The organism is Chengkuizengella marina (genome assembly GCF_009910845.1).
In the GTDB taxonomy this organism is placed as follows: Bacteria; Bacillota; Bacilli; order Paenibacillales; family KCTC-33759; genus Chengkuizengella; species Chengkuizengella marina.
The window spans coordinates 80,531-95,886 of the sequence record NZ_SIJB01000017.1 but is presented as its reverse complement, the minus strand read 5'-3'; the positions used below and the strand labels follow the sequence as shown (position 1 = coordinate 95,886).

At 34.1% G+C, this 15,356-nt stretch carries 12 protein-coding genes; 11 read left to right on the top strand and 1 reads right to left on the bottom strand.

Annotation, left to right across the window (positions count from 1 at the left end; all coding sequences use genetic code 11):
* Positions 1-418 precede the first annotated feature (418 nt).
* From ERL59_RS07330 to ERL59_RS07295, 8 genes are all read left to right on the top strand, one after another.
* A complete protein-coding gene (locus ERL59_RS07330) occupies positions 419-727 on the top strand; it encodes an MTH1187 family thiamine-binding protein (protein WP_160645545.1) in 309 nt (102 codons plus the stop codon).
* A gap of 521 nt (positions 728-1,248) precedes the next feature.
* Positions 1,249-2,985: a peptide ABC transporter substrate-binding protein gene (locus ERL59_RS07325; RefSeq protein WP_160645544.1), complete on the top strand. Its 1,737-nt coding sequence runs from the start codon at positions 1,249-1,251 to the stop codon at positions 2,983-2,985.
* A gap of 282 nt (positions 2,986-3,267) precedes the next feature.
* A complete protein-coding gene (locus tag ERL59_RS07320) occupies positions 3,268-4,200 on the top strand; it encodes an ABC transporter permease (protein WP_268894502.1) in 933 nt (310 codons plus the stop codon).
* A 3-nt stretch (positions 4,201-4,203) separates the two neighbouring features.
* Positions 4,204-5,139, top strand: coding sequence for an ABC transporter permease (locus ERL59_RS07315; protein WP_160645542.1), 936 nt, complete (start codon positions 4,204-4,206; stop codon positions 5,137-5,139).
* Between the two features lie 42 nt (positions 5,140-5,181).
* Positions 5,182-6,198: an ABC transporter ATP-binding protein gene (locus ERL59_RS07310; protein WP_160645566.1), complete on the top strand. Its 1,017-nt coding sequence runs from the start codon at positions 5,182-5,184 to the stop codon at positions 6,196-6,198.
* Positions 6,198-7,166, top strand: a complete 969-nt coding sequence (locus tag ERL59_RS07305; protein WP_160645541.1) for an ABC transporter ATP-binding protein — start codon at positions 6,198-6,200, stop codon at positions 7,164-7,166. Before ERL59_RS07310 ends, ERL59_RS07305 begins: the two co-directional genes overlap by 1 nt.
* A 17-nt stretch (positions 7,167-7,183) precedes the next feature.
* Positions 7,184-7,585 (top strand): DUF3899 domain-containing protein, encoded by a 402-nt coding sequence (locus ERL59_RS07300; RefSeq protein WP_160645540.1) that lies wholly within the window; start codon positions 7,184-7,186, stop codon positions 7,583-7,585.
* Positions 7,586-7,934: 349 nt separating this feature from the next.
* Positions 7,935-10,265: an immune inhibitor A domain-containing protein gene (locus tag ERL59_RS07295; RefSeq protein ID WP_160645539.1), complete on the top strand. Its 2,331-nt coding sequence runs from the start codon at positions 7,935-7,937 to the stop codon at positions 10,263-10,265.
* Positions 10,266-10,412: 147 nt separating this feature from the next.
* Here the strand turns inward: ERL59_RS07295 and ERL59_RS07290 are convergent, their stop codons facing one another.
* Positions 10,413-11,609, bottom strand: coding sequence for an MFS transporter (locus ERL59_RS07290; RefSeq protein WP_160645538.1), 1,197 nt, complete (start codon positions 11,607-11,609; stop codon positions 10,413-10,415).
* 296 nt (positions 11,610-11,905) lie between these two features.
* Here ERL59_RS07290 and ERL59_RS07285 point away from each other — a divergent pair, with 296 nt between their 5' ends.
* The 3 genes from ERL59_RS07285 (at position 11,906) to ERL59_RS07275 (ending at position 15,261) form a co-directional block, all read left to right on the top strand.
* Positions 11,906-12,646, top strand: a complete 741-nt coding sequence (locus ERL59_RS07285) for a FadR/GntR family transcriptional regulator (RefSeq protein ID WP_160645537.1) — start codon at positions 11,906-11,908, stop codon at positions 12,644-12,646.
* A gap of 270 nt (positions 12,647-12,916) precedes the next feature.
* The gene (locus ERL59_RS07280; RefSeq protein WP_160645536.1) at positions 12,917-13,804 is read left to right on the top strand and encodes a dihydrodipicolinate synthase family protein; all 888 of its coding nucleotides are present in this window, start codon (positions 12,917-12,919) and stop codon (positions 13,802-13,804) included.
* A 20-nt stretch (positions 13,805-13,824) separates the two neighbouring features.
* Entirely contained in the window at positions 13,825-15,261 is a 1,437-nt protein-coding gene (locus ERL59_RS07275; RefSeq protein WP_160645535.1) for an aldehyde dehydrogenase family protein, read from the top strand.
* The last annotated feature ends 95 nt before the right edge of the window (positions 15,262-15,356 follow it).

Here is a 15,356-nt window from a genome sequence, read left to right as displayed (position 1 = left end):
ATATTTATGAAAATTAGTATTGTTAATTTTATTTAATTCGTGTAAAATACAATTATAATTGTTAGTTTTTTATAACAAACTAATATTATGTCTGGAGATACCTTCGACTATTAAACAAATAAATAGGTTTATCTTCTTGGATAGGGGAGAAATAAAAATGAACGGATATCATTTTTTATTTAGAAATTATGTCGAAGGTATCAATGTTTAAGTACTTCTTGATTATTTTTAATGTGGATTTAATAAAAATAAAATATTTTTTATATTTTTTCAATCACTTTCTATCATAATGCTACAGAAGGTGATTTTTTTGTTATTAACAATTATAATTAAATTACTGTTTATTAATTAACAATTGAATTGAAAGAAAAGCTAGTCATTAATAAATTAGTTTGTAATTAGGAAAGGAGCCTTTAAAATGGCAATCGCTGATATTACTATCATACCGATTGGAACAAAAAATCCTAGTGTTAGTGAATATGTAGTAGAAATCCATAAAAAGCTCGAACTGTTTGCAGATAAAATAAAAATTCAACTCACACCGATGAGTACACTCATTGAAGGAGATTTAGATGATTTATTTGAAGTCATAAAGGTCATTCATGAAATTCCATTTTCAAAAGGTGCACAAAGAGTTGCAACAAATATCCGTATAGACGATCGAAGAGACAAACCTTTACATATGGAGGAAAAGGTGAATAAGGTTCAACGTAAATTGAAAGATTGATATTAAAGGAATAAAGATTGAAAAAAGGGAGCTTACATGCTCCTTTTTTTATTTGAGCAAAAGATTTAATAAAATAGTCAAATTGATAACATTTTCATCTTGACTCAATTTTCAGAATATTATATGATTACTTATATCAAATGGTTAGACCATTAGATATTTAAAGGTTTTACCATTGGACATTTATGAAGGGGAGAATTACCGGACAAAGTTTCCCTTGTCCTAAACCGCTGCAAATGCAGAGAGGAGATTTATTCACTTTTTTACACATCTATTTTTTACATACCCTTGTACATACTTAATTTTTAAAATTCAATATTTTAGTTGAAATTTTTATTATTCAATCAGATTCTGTAAGAGATAATTGTGAGAAAAATAATCGAAATTAATTAGTAAGCGCTTCCACAAGAAAATTTTTAATGAATTTTAAATATGAAAAACTCTACAAAATGATGTAAAGGGCTAGGTAAGGGTATAGTGTGACAAAGTTGAATGATGTAAATAAAAAGGAGGATACAATGATGAAGAGTCGTAACAAGAGAATGATGATGATTTTAGCAATGTTTATAGCTGTAATGGTGGGTCTTGCAGCTTGTAGTGGAGAAGAATCAACTACTTCTCAACCATCCAATACTTCAAACACTGGAAATGACAATAATAGTGATGAAGTTAGTGGGGATGAGCAAGTTTTAAATTTAACAGCTGGTGAACCTACAGCGTTAAATCCTGGTCAAGCAAATTATTCTCAAGATCAATTAATTACGAATAATATTCAAGAAGGTCTAATGAGAAAAGGATTGGACGGGGCTACTCTTGAATACGGATTAGCTGAAAGTTATGAAGTAGATGGATTCACTTATACTTTCAAAATTAAGGAAGATGTAATCTGGTCTAATGGTGATCCAATTACAGCTCATGACTTTGAATTTGCTTGGAAAGAGGCAATGGATCCTAGAAATGCTTCTCCATATTCTTGGTTATTTGAACTTATTGCACTTGAAAATGCCGCAGAATTAGCTTACATGGAAGTACCAGAAGATGAATCAGAAGCTGAAACAAATATCCAGGCTGCTAAGGATGCAGTAGGTATAAAAGCATTAGATGATACAACTTTACAAGTAACTTTAACTAGACAACATCCAGCATTCTTAGAATTAACTGCTTTTCCTACTTTCTTCCCAGTGAATCAAGCGTTTTATGAACAAGTTGGTGGATTAGATGGATATGCCACTGAAGCAGATACAATGTTATATTCAGGCCCGTTTGCTATTTCAGAATGGTCCCATGATGAAAAAATAGTATTAGTTAAGAATGATAAGTATTGGGATAAAGATGCAGTAAAACTTGACAAAATTGTATTCTCAGATGTAGCAGATGAAAATACACAAGTTCAATTATACAGCAGCAATGGCGTTGATGCGATTCGAGTTCCAAACGATTATGTTGATCAATATAAAGATTCTGAAGAAGCTACACAATATGCTAGAATCCAAACTTGGTGGTTCGTATTAAATATGGAAGCCGATGGTGTAGAAGGAGAATTTTTAAGAAACGAGAAATTCCGCGAAGCTATGGCGATTGGGGTAAACCGTGAAGAGTTAGTTAATGTAGCATTTGGAGGTTTACATGTACCAGGTACTGGACTCATTCCACCTGGATTAGCTGGAGCAACACCTGATCAAGATTATCGTTCAGCTAATCCAGAACATACTGATTTTCTTGCATATGACTTTGAAAGAGCACAACAACTTCTTGAAGAAGCAAAAGCAGAGGTAGGTCAAGATTTACCAACATTAGGATTGAGTATTTATGAAAGACAAAGTAAAGAAGCTCAATATTTACAAGAACAATATCGGAAGTTAGGTGTTAATTTAGAAATCACAGTTACTGATTCAAAAATTAGAAAATCCTTATTTAATTCAAGAGACTATCATATCATATATGCGGGATGGTTTGCAGATTATGATGAGCCAAGTACTTATTTAGATCTATTCTCAAGCACATCAGGATTCCCTAAAAATGGTTTTGCAATGGATGAATATGATGCTTTACTAGAGCAAACACAAAATACTACTGATAAAGAAGAAAAATATAAATTATATGCTGAAATGGAATCATTAGTTTTATCCAATTTTTCATTTATTCCGATGTCACATGATGGATTTTATTCTCTACAAAAATCTTACGTAAAAGATGTAGCAGTTCATTCTACCGGTCCTAGTAGAACTTATAAGTGGGCATATATATCTGGTAAATAAAGTTCGCTGATTAAATTTGTTTATATTAAATGAATCAAGGAATATGTAACAATACATATTCCTTGATTTCTAACTTTATAACATAATAATTTATAAATTTTACAAATTCAATGTTTCAACAAAAAACTACTCAGTTCCTGGATGAACTGGTGCCGACATTCACCACTTGGACGTGGTGAGTAATTAGTCGGCTGCTATTGAAGTATTAGCTACATCGAGAGACGCCGATAAGAGTTTTTGTTGAAAAAGAACTGAACATCCCTGTGACATTATAGATTGGAGATGAGAAATTTGGGGAAATATTTACTTAGGCGTTTCGCTTTTATGATTATCACGTTATGGGTGATCATAACAATTTCTTTTTTCTTTATGAAATTGTTACCCGGAACGCCTTTTGATGATGAAAGAATTCCAGAAGCTGTTCTTGAGAATATGATGGCTCAATACGGACTTGATAAATCAATTCCAGAACAATATGTATTATATCTTACTAATGTAGTACAAGGAGATTTTGGTGTTTCTTATCGAATCAAAAATAGAGATGTAACTACTATTATAGCTGAGAAGTTTGCCCCATCAGCAATTATTGGTATTCATGCCCTTATCATTAGTGTTCCATTAGGAATTATTTTAGGCATGATAGCAGCGTTAAGGAGAGGAACTGCAATAGATTATGCAGCTGTAGGGTTTGCTGTTATCGGTTTTGCAATCCCTAGTTTCGTAGTTGCTGTTGCACTACAATATTTGATTGCTGGAAATGGACTACTGCCTTCTGCACTTTGGGGAACCTATAAACATGTCATTTTACCTTCCATTGCTCTTGCATTAAGTATGTTTGCATACTATGCACGAATGATGCGGTCTGAAATGTTAGAAGTACTTGGCCAAGATTATATAAAGACTGCTAAATCCAAAGGGTTATCTAGACCAGTGATCATATTTAAACATGCGTTTAGAAACTCTTTAATTCCAATTATTACAAGTCTACCAGTTGTTATATTATTTACAATTTCAGGCTCATTGGTTATTGAACAAATATATTCAATACCAGGTCTTGGAACAGAATTGGTTAAATCCGTATTAAGTAGGGATTACACTGTTAGTATGGGATTAACATTATTTTATGCAGTGATGTATATCGTGGCATTATTTATCGTTGATATTTTATATTCTGTTGTTGATCCTAGAATTCGTGTTGCGGGAGGGAGTGAATAAATTATGAGTATAAATCCAAGCACACCAGAAGGAAAATTTACTCCATTAAATAAAGAGACACTTTTTGCTAATGAGAAGGATTATAAAAGTGTATCCTTTTCCCAAGATGTATGGCGCCGTTTAAAGAAACATAAACCTGCGATGGTATCCATTTTTGTTTTAATTACGATCACACTTTTTGTGTTTGTTGGTCCATTTATGAATGAACATGATGCAACTGCTCAAAATTATGAAGTGATTAAACTTAAACCAACAATGGAAGGTAGTTATTGGTTTGGAACAGACGATTTAGGTCGAGATATGTGGACTAGGACCTGGGATGGTGCTAAAGTTTCACTGCTAATAGGTGTTATAGCGGCTCTGTTAGATGTTGTATTTGGTATAGTTTATGGTGTTATATCAGGTTATTTTGGTGGTCGTACTGACTTTATCATGATGAGGTTTATAGAAATTATTGTAGGTATTCCTAATATCATCATTACAATACTTCTCGTCATTATATTAGAACCTGGAATCACTGCCATTATTATTGCAATTGCAGTTTCAGGATGGGCTGGCATGGCACGTCTCGTACGAGGACAAGTATTAAGTTTGAAAAACAGAGAGTTTATATTAGCAGCTCGTTCTCTAGGTACGAAACCAGCTAAAATGATGCGAGTTCATCTTATTCCCAACATGGTTGGTCCAGTATTGGTAAATATTTCCTTCACGATACCCTATGCTATATTTGCTGAAGCTGTATTAAGTTTTATTGGATTAGGTGTACCTGTTCCAGATGCTTCCCTAGGAACTTTAATTAATGATGGACGAAAATTCCTATTAACTGGTTCACCATATTTATTATTTATTCCAGCTACAATTCTAACTCTTATTGTTACAGCATTTAGTATTTTTGGAGATGGGTTACGGGATGCAGTTGACCCTCGTTTGCGTAAATAAGAATGCGATTACAAAGTATAGCATAAGGAGGATTCAATGACGATGAGTAATCTGTTAGAGGTGAAAGATTTAAGCTTTTCATTTGACACATTTCAAGGAGAAGTAGAAGCGATACGTGGAATCAATTTTGAACTTAAAAAAGGGGAAGTAGTTGCTCTTGTAGGAGAATCAGGTTCAGGTAAGAGTGTAACATCACAATCAATCATTGGCCTGAACCCCATGCCCCCTGGACGATATAAATCTGGTTCCATTTTATTTGAAGGTATAGATATCACAACTCAATCTGAAAATAATATGCAAAAAATTCGTGGTGCAGAAATCTCCATGATATTTCAAGATCCGATGACATCATTAAATCCAACGATGAAAATAGGAAGACAAATAGTAGAGGGGTTAATAAAACACCAAGGATTAACAAAACCTGAAGCTAAACGAAGAGCAACAGAAATGTTAGGATTAGTTGGATTACCCAATCCTGATAAACTTATATTTAGTTATCCCCATCAATTTAGTGGGGGAATGAGGCAAAGAGTGATGATTGCCATTGCATTGGCATGTAATCCTAAATTGTTAATAGCAGATGAACCAACTACTGCTTTGGATGTTACAATTCAAGCTCAAATTGTTGAATTGATGAAAGATTTACAAAAAAAGTTAGAAACTTCAATTATGTTAATTACTCATGATTTAGGGGTCGTAGCAAATATAGCTCAACGTGTAATCATCATGTATGCAGGTAAAATTATCGAACAAGGTACATTAGATGAAATTTTTTATAAGTCACGACATCCATATACTTGGGGTTTGTTGGAATCTGTACCACGTCTTGACTCCAAAGAACATGGGAGGTTGGCATCGATTCCTGGAACACCTCCACAATTGATACATCCTCCAAAAGGCTGTCCCTTTGCAGAACGATGTGAATTCGCTATGAAGGCTTGTATTGAGGAATATCCAGATGAAACAACTTTGTCTTCAACCCATAAAGTAAACTGTTGGTTAGAAGATCCTGCAGCCCCAACAGTAAAGAGACCGGTACATTTAGGAGGAACAATATAATGGGCGAATCATCAAAAACATTATTGGATGTTAAAAATCTATCCAAGGAGTTTAAGGTTGGTGGAGGACGTAAGCTCAAAGCAGTGAATGATGTATCATTTTCAATTTTGGAAGGTGAAACATTTGGTTTAGTAGGAGAATCTGGATGTGGGAAATCTACTACAGGGCGTACAATACTACAATTATATAATGCAAGTAAAGGTCAAATTCATTTTAATGGAAAAGATATTCTCAAAATGAATAAAAAACAAAAATATAGTTTACATCGTGAAATGCAAATGATTTTTCAAGATCCATATGCTTCGCTTAATCCAAGATTAACAGTTACTGAAATTATTTCTGAAGGAATGGATGCACTTGGATTGTACAAGGGAGATAAGGCCGGCAAGTATGAAAGAGTACTTGAATTATTAAATAAAGTTGGATTAAAGAAAAATCATGCAAATCGTTATCCACATGAATTTTCTGGTGGACAACGTCAACGAATAGGAATTGCTAGAGCACTAGCTGTAAAACCGAAATTTATTATCGCTGATGAACCTATTTCAGCGCTAGATGTGTCTATTCAAGCTCAAGTAGTTAATTTATTTCAGGATTTACAGGAAGAAGAAAACCTAACTTATTTATTTATAGCTCATGACTTATCTATGGTAAAACATATTTCAGATCGTATCGGTGTGATGTATTTAGGAAAACTTGTTGAAGTATCAGAAAGCGTGGAGTTATATAATAAACCACTTCACCCATACACTCAAGCTCTGTTGTCAGCAATTCCAATTCCTGATCCAAAAGTTGAAATGGCAAGAGAACGCATTGTATTACAAGGAGATGTACCAAGTCCTATGAATCCACCGAGTGGCTGCCATTTTAGAACTAGGTGCCCACACGCAACAAAAGAATGTCAAGAAACCGTTCCTGCCCTGAGAGAAGTGGAGAATGGCCATTTTGTAGCATGTCATCTGTATTAATACTTGGAGGTGTATTTTTGAACTTTCCAATAATATTAAGAATTTTCACACCTGTATCAGTATTGATTATTTGTATCATCTATAGCTTCTATTTCTCTGAAAATAGCATTTATCTAACACTGATTAATGTTTCATTTATGATTGGCATTTTTATTTTATCTATAAGTGCAATTTTTTATGTTTCCAGTGGATGGTTTCAACCTTTATATCATTTCATGATTAGGAGAAAAAAACCGTCAAAGGAACAATTGGATGAAAGTTTGGTGGATTATCAAGTTGCTCCTGATGTTCTTGAAGAAAAACAAAAATTGAAACTAAAAAAGCAAACTTTAAGAAAAGAATCTTTACTTCTCCCACTCATCACAGCAATTACATTATTGATTACGTCATTTATTGTTTTGTTTTTTCATTCATACTAAAAGAATATACCAATGGTATATACAACTCTAATATGCAATTATAGAGATTTATATAGCTTTCTTACTGACAACTTTATTTCCTCTAAAATCACTTTGAATTTTTATAGGTACATTTAACAAATTTTCATACCATAAGACTAATTAGTTTGGCTTATACTAGGGAAACTTGTAAACATTTTTAGGCTACTTAATTACAAAAATAGTTTAATAATCAAGCTTACTACTCTTTCTATATTTAGAAAAAGGAGGTGAAACTAGTTATAAATTATGGAAAATAAAAGAGGTGATAGTTATAGAAAAAACAAAAATTGAAATTAATATTTACATATAAGGGAGGATATATCTAAATATGAAAAAAATATTAACTATTGCTATGGCTTTTGCATTAGGAATTAGTATTTTAAGTCCTGCATTAGCTATAGAACGTCAACCTATTGAGTTTTCCACAGACTCTTTTAATGTAACTTCATATTCTCACAGCTCTCATTTATCGCCCAGTAATGAAGATAGAGTCATAGAAATGTTGAAAGATAGTGGTTATATATCAGATAATGCTTCAGCAGAAGAAAGTCAATTGCGATTAAAACAATATATTCAAGAATTTGAGGATACATTGACTAAACAAAAAGGGGAACTGTATTCAAATGAGGTTCATAGACAAGCACACTTAATAGAACAATATAATAACTCTCCTTTAGTTAAAGGGAAGGGTAACAAATTAGGATTAGCTGAAGAAGTAAAGTCCATTGAAATTGAAAACTGGGATGGTTCAACCCAAATTGATAATGTATTAGTATTACTAATTGAATATCCTGATTATCCGGCAACTTCTATTCAACCCGAAGATACAGATCATTATTATGATGAGTATTCTAAAGAACATTATGAGAACCTAATCTTTGGTGAAAACGGTTATATAGGACCTAATGGAGAAACATTTATCTCAGTAAAGCAATTTTATGAACAACAATCTGGCGGAAGTTATTCTATTGAAGGAGAAGTAGCTGGTTGGTATAAAGCTCAAAATCCTGCAGCTTACTATGGCGGTAACATTGATGGAGTGCGTGATAAAAATAGAAAGGAGCTTATCCTTGAGGCGCTAAATGCTGTTGGACAAGATGATGATGTTGATTTATCGAAGTTTGATATCGAAGATCGATATGATCTAGATGGAGATGGAAATTATCGCGAATCAGATGGAATTATAGATCATCTTATGATTGTACACTCTAGTGTGGGTGAAGATGATGGGGGAGGTGGATTAGGTAGTGATGCAATATGGTCTTATCGCTGGAATCTAGAACAAGTATATGATATACCTGGAACAGAATTTTCTGCATATGATTACACGATGCAACCAGCGAGTGGAGCACCTGGTGTATTTGCACATGAATATGGTCATGATTTAGGATTACCTGATGAGTACGATACATCTAATTCAGGTTTAGGTGAACCAATCTCTCATTGGTCTATCATGGCTAGAGGAAGTTGGTCAGGTACGGTACCTGGTACAGAACCTTCAGGATTTAGTCCTTACGCGAAAGAGTTTATTCAAGCTACTATAGGTGGGAATTGGTTAACGGGAACAACAATTGACTTAGACGAAATTGATAGTGAAGGTATTGAAGTTTTGATAGATCAAGCTAGTTCTAAAGGTACAAATCATGATGCAGTTAAAATTCAATTACCTGAGAAAGTGATTGAAATTAATGAGCCATTTAGTGGTAGTTATGCTTATCATAGTGGGAAAGGTGATTATTTAAATCATTCTCTAACCACATCTGTAGATTTATCTAATGCGAATGAAGCTTCCTTAACTTTTAAAACTTGGTATGAAATCGAGCAAGATTTTGATTTCGCTTCTATTCAAGTAAAAGAAGAAAATTCTGATGATTGGGTTACAATACCTGGGAATATTACTACAGAAGAAGGTTATGAAGATCGAAATCCGGGACATGGAATTACTGGACAAAGTAATGGATGGATTGATGGGATTTTTGACTTGTCTGATTTTGTTGGGCAAAGTATTGAATTGAAATTTAATTACTTAACAGATACGAACACCATTGAACTAGGATTTTGGATAGATGATATTGTGATCAGTGTTGATGGTGAGGTTGTCATTTTTGATGATGCTGAATCTGAATCAGCGTTTTCCTTTGATGGTTTTAAATTAAATGAAGGGAAATTTAATGGGGATCACTATTATTTACTTGAATGGAGAAATCACGAAGGAGTAGACGAAGGGTTAGCACATATTAAGTTTGGAAAAAGCATCATGCAATATGATCCTGGACTTGTTGTATGGTACGTAGATCATACTGCAGACAATAATGCTGTAGGCAGTCATCCAGGAGACGGCTTTTTAGGAGTTGTCGACGCAGACCAGCATACGATTATGTGGAGTGATAGATATCTTGCTTCAACTCGTTATCAAGTACATGATGCAGCGTTTAGTTTAAATAAAACAGAAAAGTTATATGTTGATTATAACTATTTGTATGGTGCTGATATTACAGATAACTTTACTCAACAAACACCATTATTCGATGATAGCCTATCCTATTTGAATTCTGGCCAACCGGACGCAGGGCGTAACATCCCTAATTACGGCCTTAGAATTCGTGTTACTGGAGAAAGTGATGATCGCTCTGTAGGGAAAATACTGATTTTTAGATAAAATTATAATTTATTTAGAAACTCAAACTAAAATAATCAATAACGAAGAACCCTGTCTTTAGATGAATAGGGTTCTTCTTATTAGGTCTTCTTCTAATTTTATGAAAGGGAATTTATAAAATATACAGCTTTTAACGATAGATGATGTTTAATTTCCTTTTGGCAAAAATAAAAGTAATATACCTACAAGTGGTAAAAAACTTAACCAATACATGACTTGATCTAAACCAACGTTCTCAATAGTTAATCCCAAAACTCCTGATCCTATGGCACCTAAACCAAAAGCTAACCCTAGTATAATTCCAGTGACAGTTCCAATTTTGTTTGGGATTAATTCTTGAGCATAAATTACCATAACAGTGAAACTAGAAAGCATGATAAATCCGATCATGAAACAAAGTAACATAGCCCAAAAGGGATTTACGAATGGTAGAGCTAATGAAAAGGGGACTGTACCGAACATAGATAATAACATGATGTTCTTTCTACCCCAACGATCCGATAAAGTACCTCCTAAAAAAGTACCTAACACACCACCAAATAAAAAGAGAAAAACATAAACTTGAGCATCACTAAAAGTAAGATGATATTTTTCCATAATATAAAACTGATAGAAACTTGTGATCCCTGAATAATACCATGTTCTTGCTGTAATAAATATAACTAAAATGGAGAAAACATAACCTATTTTCTTTTTACTGATATGGGATGTTTGATGATCAAGTTGTTTTTTCTGTAAAACTTGATGACTATAAGTTTTTTTATACCAAGTTGATACTTTCAGTAGAAAAAGTATGGCTATCATAACTGCAATACTAAACCATAATGTTCCTGATTTACCTAAAGGAGCAAATACTAATGCAGCCATAATAGGAGCAAATGCTTGTCCAAAATTACCACCGACCTGAAATATAGATTGTGATAAACCTCTTCTGTTTCCTGCAGCATAATATACAACTCTTGAGCCTTCCGGATGGAATACAGCCGATCCTATGCCTATGAACATAATTCCAATAAGTAGTAAATAATAGTTGTCTACGATACCTATTAATAAAACTCCGATCAATGTAAATAACATTCCTAATGGTAGTGAATATGGACTAAATCGTGCATCTCCCCACCAACCCATAAACGGTTGTATGATCGCAGTTGTAATACTTAAAATAAATCCTACTATCCCTATTTGGAAGTATGATAGATGCAAACTCTCTCTTAAAATTGGATATAATGCAGGTACAATAGCTTGTACTAAGTCATTAAGAAAATGAGTAAAACCCATCAAATATACAATAATGTAAATCGTTTGGTTATCAGACTGTGTTCTTTGGTTGTTTATTTGTACCATGCTTATTTATCACTCCTTATGTAATTGCTTCTAATGGGCATAAGTCTATTTGTAACATATCTTTTAATGAAATAAAAGATGTTGTTATACGAGTCTGCAGTCCCTTTTTTAAAATACTTTCACATTATATAATGTGAAGAGTATAATACTATCGTTTTGATCATATTTTGTATAACATCTCATGTAATAAATATTCATTTTTTTCTTGACTCTAAATGAAGAGTATTGTATCATTATCACAAATGGTTAGACCATTAGACTTTTATTAAAATATTTCAATATATAAGGAGTACGTTATGAAAGATAAAGTAAATTTAGGAGGGATCTTTAATAAGGTTCAACCTGTTAGAGGATTTGAAGACATTGCAATGCAAATTCAAGAAGCAATTTATAGCGGTCAGCTAAAAAGTGGTGACCGTTTACCTAGTGAACGCGATTTGGCTGAAATGTTTCAAGTGAGCAGATCAACTGTACGTGAGGCAATCCGTGTATTAGAAGCTGAAAAAATGGTAGAAGTACGTAGAGGGGTTAAAGGAGGAATTATCATTGTAGAACCTAAACCGGAGCAAGTAGGAAGATCTATTGAAGCTTTAATACGTTTTAGGGGAGCAACTGCCGAAGAGTTGGGTGAATTCAGAACAGACTTTGAAAGTCAAACTGCATATTTAGCAGCCAAAAGAGCTACACAAGAGCAACTGGATCGTTTACAGGAAATTACAAATTTATTTAGAGATGAATCCAGTACTTTTGATACTCCTTGGTCTAAGTTGGTAGAATATGATCTTATGTTTCACGAAGAGGTTGCAAACGCTTCCCATAATAAAATTCGTGTTGCGATTATGATGGCTACTCATGGCATACTTCAGAAATCATCTTTGAGTATTGAGAAAGTAGATACGAGAGAATGGAGAATGCAACAAGCGATAGATTTACAGAATATAACGGATGCTATAACAAAACGCGATCAGGAAAAAGCAAGAAAAGCCATGGAAGATCATGTGGGTAGAAATGTAGATAAATACACGGATCATGATTAATGATTAATATATGCGTAATTGATAATCAAGAATATTATTTTTATGATCAGGTTACTAAGCTTGATAGATTAAACATCTGATCGTTTGAACAAAATCAGCATTTTACAATCCAATTCATTTGAAATGGTTGGTTTTGTTCAAACTTAGATCTAGATCTAAGTATTGTTACAAAAGATTAGTAGAAGCATATTTAACGATCTTTTGTTTACTTGGATATTGAAAATCTAGGTTAAAAAATTATAACTCAATATATAGTTAGGAGAGGTTTAAATGAAACAGTTTGAAGGTGTTTTTGTAGCCATTGTTACACCATTTACCCAAAATTATGAGGTGGATTATCAGGGATTAAGAGATCATTGTGACTGGCTGATTCGTGAAGGAGTACATGGCTTAATTCCAGCTGGGTCTGTCGGGGAGTATGCGGCTCTGACTAAGGAGGAAAGAGCGAAAGTAGTTGAAACAGTAATTGAGACTGCAGCAGGCAGAGTACCAGTTGTTGTAGGTACAGGTGCGCCTTCAACTGAACAAGTTGTTTATTGGGTTCAACATGCAAAAGATGCTGGAGCAGCTGGGGTCATGGCACTTCCACCGATTAATTATAATCCAAGTGAAGTCGAAATTATTGCACACTATGAAGCCATTTCAAATGTGGGTTTACCCATTATTGCATATAATAATCCACATGATTATAAGACCGATTTAACCCCGCAATTATTAGGTAAATTATCTAAGATTGAAAACGTTGTTGCTGTAAAAGAGTTCTCTGGGGATATTCGTAGAGTTCAAGACATTTATGCAAGTGCTGATTTAGAGATTTTAATTGGTGTAGATGATTTAGGTTTCGAAGGTCCAATAATGGGAACAACAGGATGGATTGCTGGATTTGCCAACGCATTACCTAAGGAGAGTGTAAAAGTATTTGAATTAGGAAGACAAGGTAAAACAGAAGAAGCACTTCCATTATACCGTAAGCTGTTGCCTTTATTCCATTACGATGCTAGACCTGATTTAGTGCAAGCTATCAAATATACCCTAGAACTAGCAGGAAGACCTGCTGGACCTACTCGTCCACCACGTTTACCTTTAACCGCCTCAGAATTGAAACTAATTAAAGAAGCTTATGAACTAGCGATAAGCAAAGAAGAAGTACAAGTTTAAGAGAAAGGAGAATAAAAACTATGGAAAGTAAAAATTGGATAGGAGGAGAATGGATTAGGCCTAACAAAAGGATTGCAGTTGTAAAAAATCCTTCAAATCTCCAAGAGGAAGTAGGCGTGATTCACTTATCCGACGAATCACAAGTATATCAAGCAGAGCAGTCCTCCAAACAAGCTTTTAAGCAATGGTCAAAACTTACAGGAGCTGCTCGAAGTGAATATTTGTATAAAATGGCAGCATCTCTTGAGAAGTATAGTGAAGAGCTAGCTACTCTAGCAAGTTCTGAAATGGGTAAACCAATTACTGAGATGAAAGGTGAAGTAACCAGAGGAATTCACTTATTACGTTATTACGCTGGTGAAGGTGTACGTGCCGATGGGTCAATCATTCCGTCCAGTGATGTCAACGTATTACAGTATTCACAACGTGTTCCGCTTGGAGTTGTTGGTGTCATCACACCTTGGAATTTTCCAGTGGCGATTCCAATATGGAAGTTTGCTCCCGCATTGATATGTGGTAATACTGTCATTTGGAAACCTGCAGAAATTGCATCATTAACTGCAACTAAGATGGCAGAAATTTTTGAAGAAGCAGGATTGCCCGCAGGTGTATTAAATCTAGTAATTGGTAAAGGAAGAGTAATAGGAGATACTTTATTAGAAAAAATTGAATTGAATGGACTAAGTTTTACTGGATCTACTGAAACAGGAAGAAAAATTGCAGCAACTTGTGCAAGTAGAAATATTAAGTATCAAACAGAAATGGGCGGAAAAAATGCTGCAATTATTCTGAATGATGCTGATTTATCTAAAACAATTCCAATGGTGATCAGTGGTGCCTTTCGTTCATCTGGTCAAAAGTGTACAGCAACAAGTAGAATTATTGTGCAAAAAGACATTTATCCTTCTTTTATCGAACAGATACAAAAAGCTGTATCACACATCAAAATTACCAATGCATTAGATCCAACTGCTTATTTGGGTCCAGTTGCTTCAAAGTCTCAATTTGACATTGTGAATTCGTATGCTGAAATAGCTCGTAGTCAAGCAGAGATTATTGCAGAATGTCATACTTCCATTACGGAAGAGGGATATTACATTAAACCTTTAATTGCATCTGGAGTGCAGGCGAATCATCAGTTAGTGCAAGAGGAGATATTTGGACCAGTGGCAGTGACATTACAGGCTGAAAACTTTGAAGAAGCAATTGATCTATGCAACCAAACCATATATGGCCTAAGTGCTTCTTTATTTACAACTGATTTATCTAAGGCACATCGATTTTTAAATGAAGCAAATGCTGGAATGGTAAGAGTAAATCAGGAAACAGCTGGGGTAGAATATCAAGCGCCATTTGGCGGTATGAAACTCTCGAGTTCACATACTCGTGAGCAAGGACAGGCTGCCTTGAGTTTTTATAGTGAAATTAAGACTTGCGCAATTAAACACACGTTCTAAAAACAAATCTATTAGTGCTTGTTCAAGAATTTTGAACTTTCGTAATATGATATTAAGCGCAGGATACACCAACCTAATTGGTAAGTGACGAATGC

Bases quoted from the DNA above. Each gene is read 5' to 3' on its own strand.
- ERL59_RS07330 (WP_160645545.1), top strand. From the start codon at position 419: ATGGCAATCGCTGATATTACTATCATACCGATTGGAACAAAAAATCCT.
- ERL59_RS07325 (WP_160645544.1), top strand. From the start codon at position 1,249: ATGAAGAGTCGTAACAAGAGAATGATGATGATTTTAGCAATGTTTATA.
- ERL59_RS07320 (WP_268894502.1), top strand. From the start codon at position 3,268: ATGAGAAATTTGGGGAAATATTTACTTAGGCGTTTCGCTTTTATGATT.
- ERL59_RS07315 (WP_160645542.1), top strand. From the start codon at position 4,204: ATGAGTATAAATCCAAGCACACCAGAAGGAAAATTTACTCCATTAAAT.
- ERL59_RS07310 (WP_160645566.1), top strand. From the start codon at position 5,182: ATGAGTAATCTGTTAGAGGTGAAAGATTTAAGCTTTTCATTTGACACA.
- ERL59_RS07305 (WP_160645541.1), top strand. From the start codon at position 6,198: ATGGGCGAATCATCAAAAACATTATTGGATGTTAAAAATCTATCCAAG.
- ERL59_RS07295 (WP_160645539.1), top strand. From the start codon at position 7,935: ATGAAAAAAATATTAACTATTGCTATGGCTTTTGCATTAGGAATTAGT.
- ERL59_RS07290 (WP_160645538.1), bottom strand. From the start codon at position 11,609: ATGGTACAAATAAACAACCAAAGAACACAGTCTGATAACCAAACGATT.
- ERL59_RS07285 (WP_160645537.1), top strand. From the start codon at position 11,906: ATGAAAGATAAAGTAAATTTAGGAGGGATCTTTAATAAGGTTCAACCT.
- ERL59_RS07280 (WP_160645536.1), top strand. From the start codon at position 12,917: ATGAAACAGTTTGAAGGTGTTTTTGTAGCCATTGTTACACCATTTACC.
- ERL59_RS07275 (WP_160645535.1), top strand. From the start codon at position 13,825: ATGGAAAGTAAAAATTGGATAGGAGGAGAATGGATTAGGCCTAACAAA.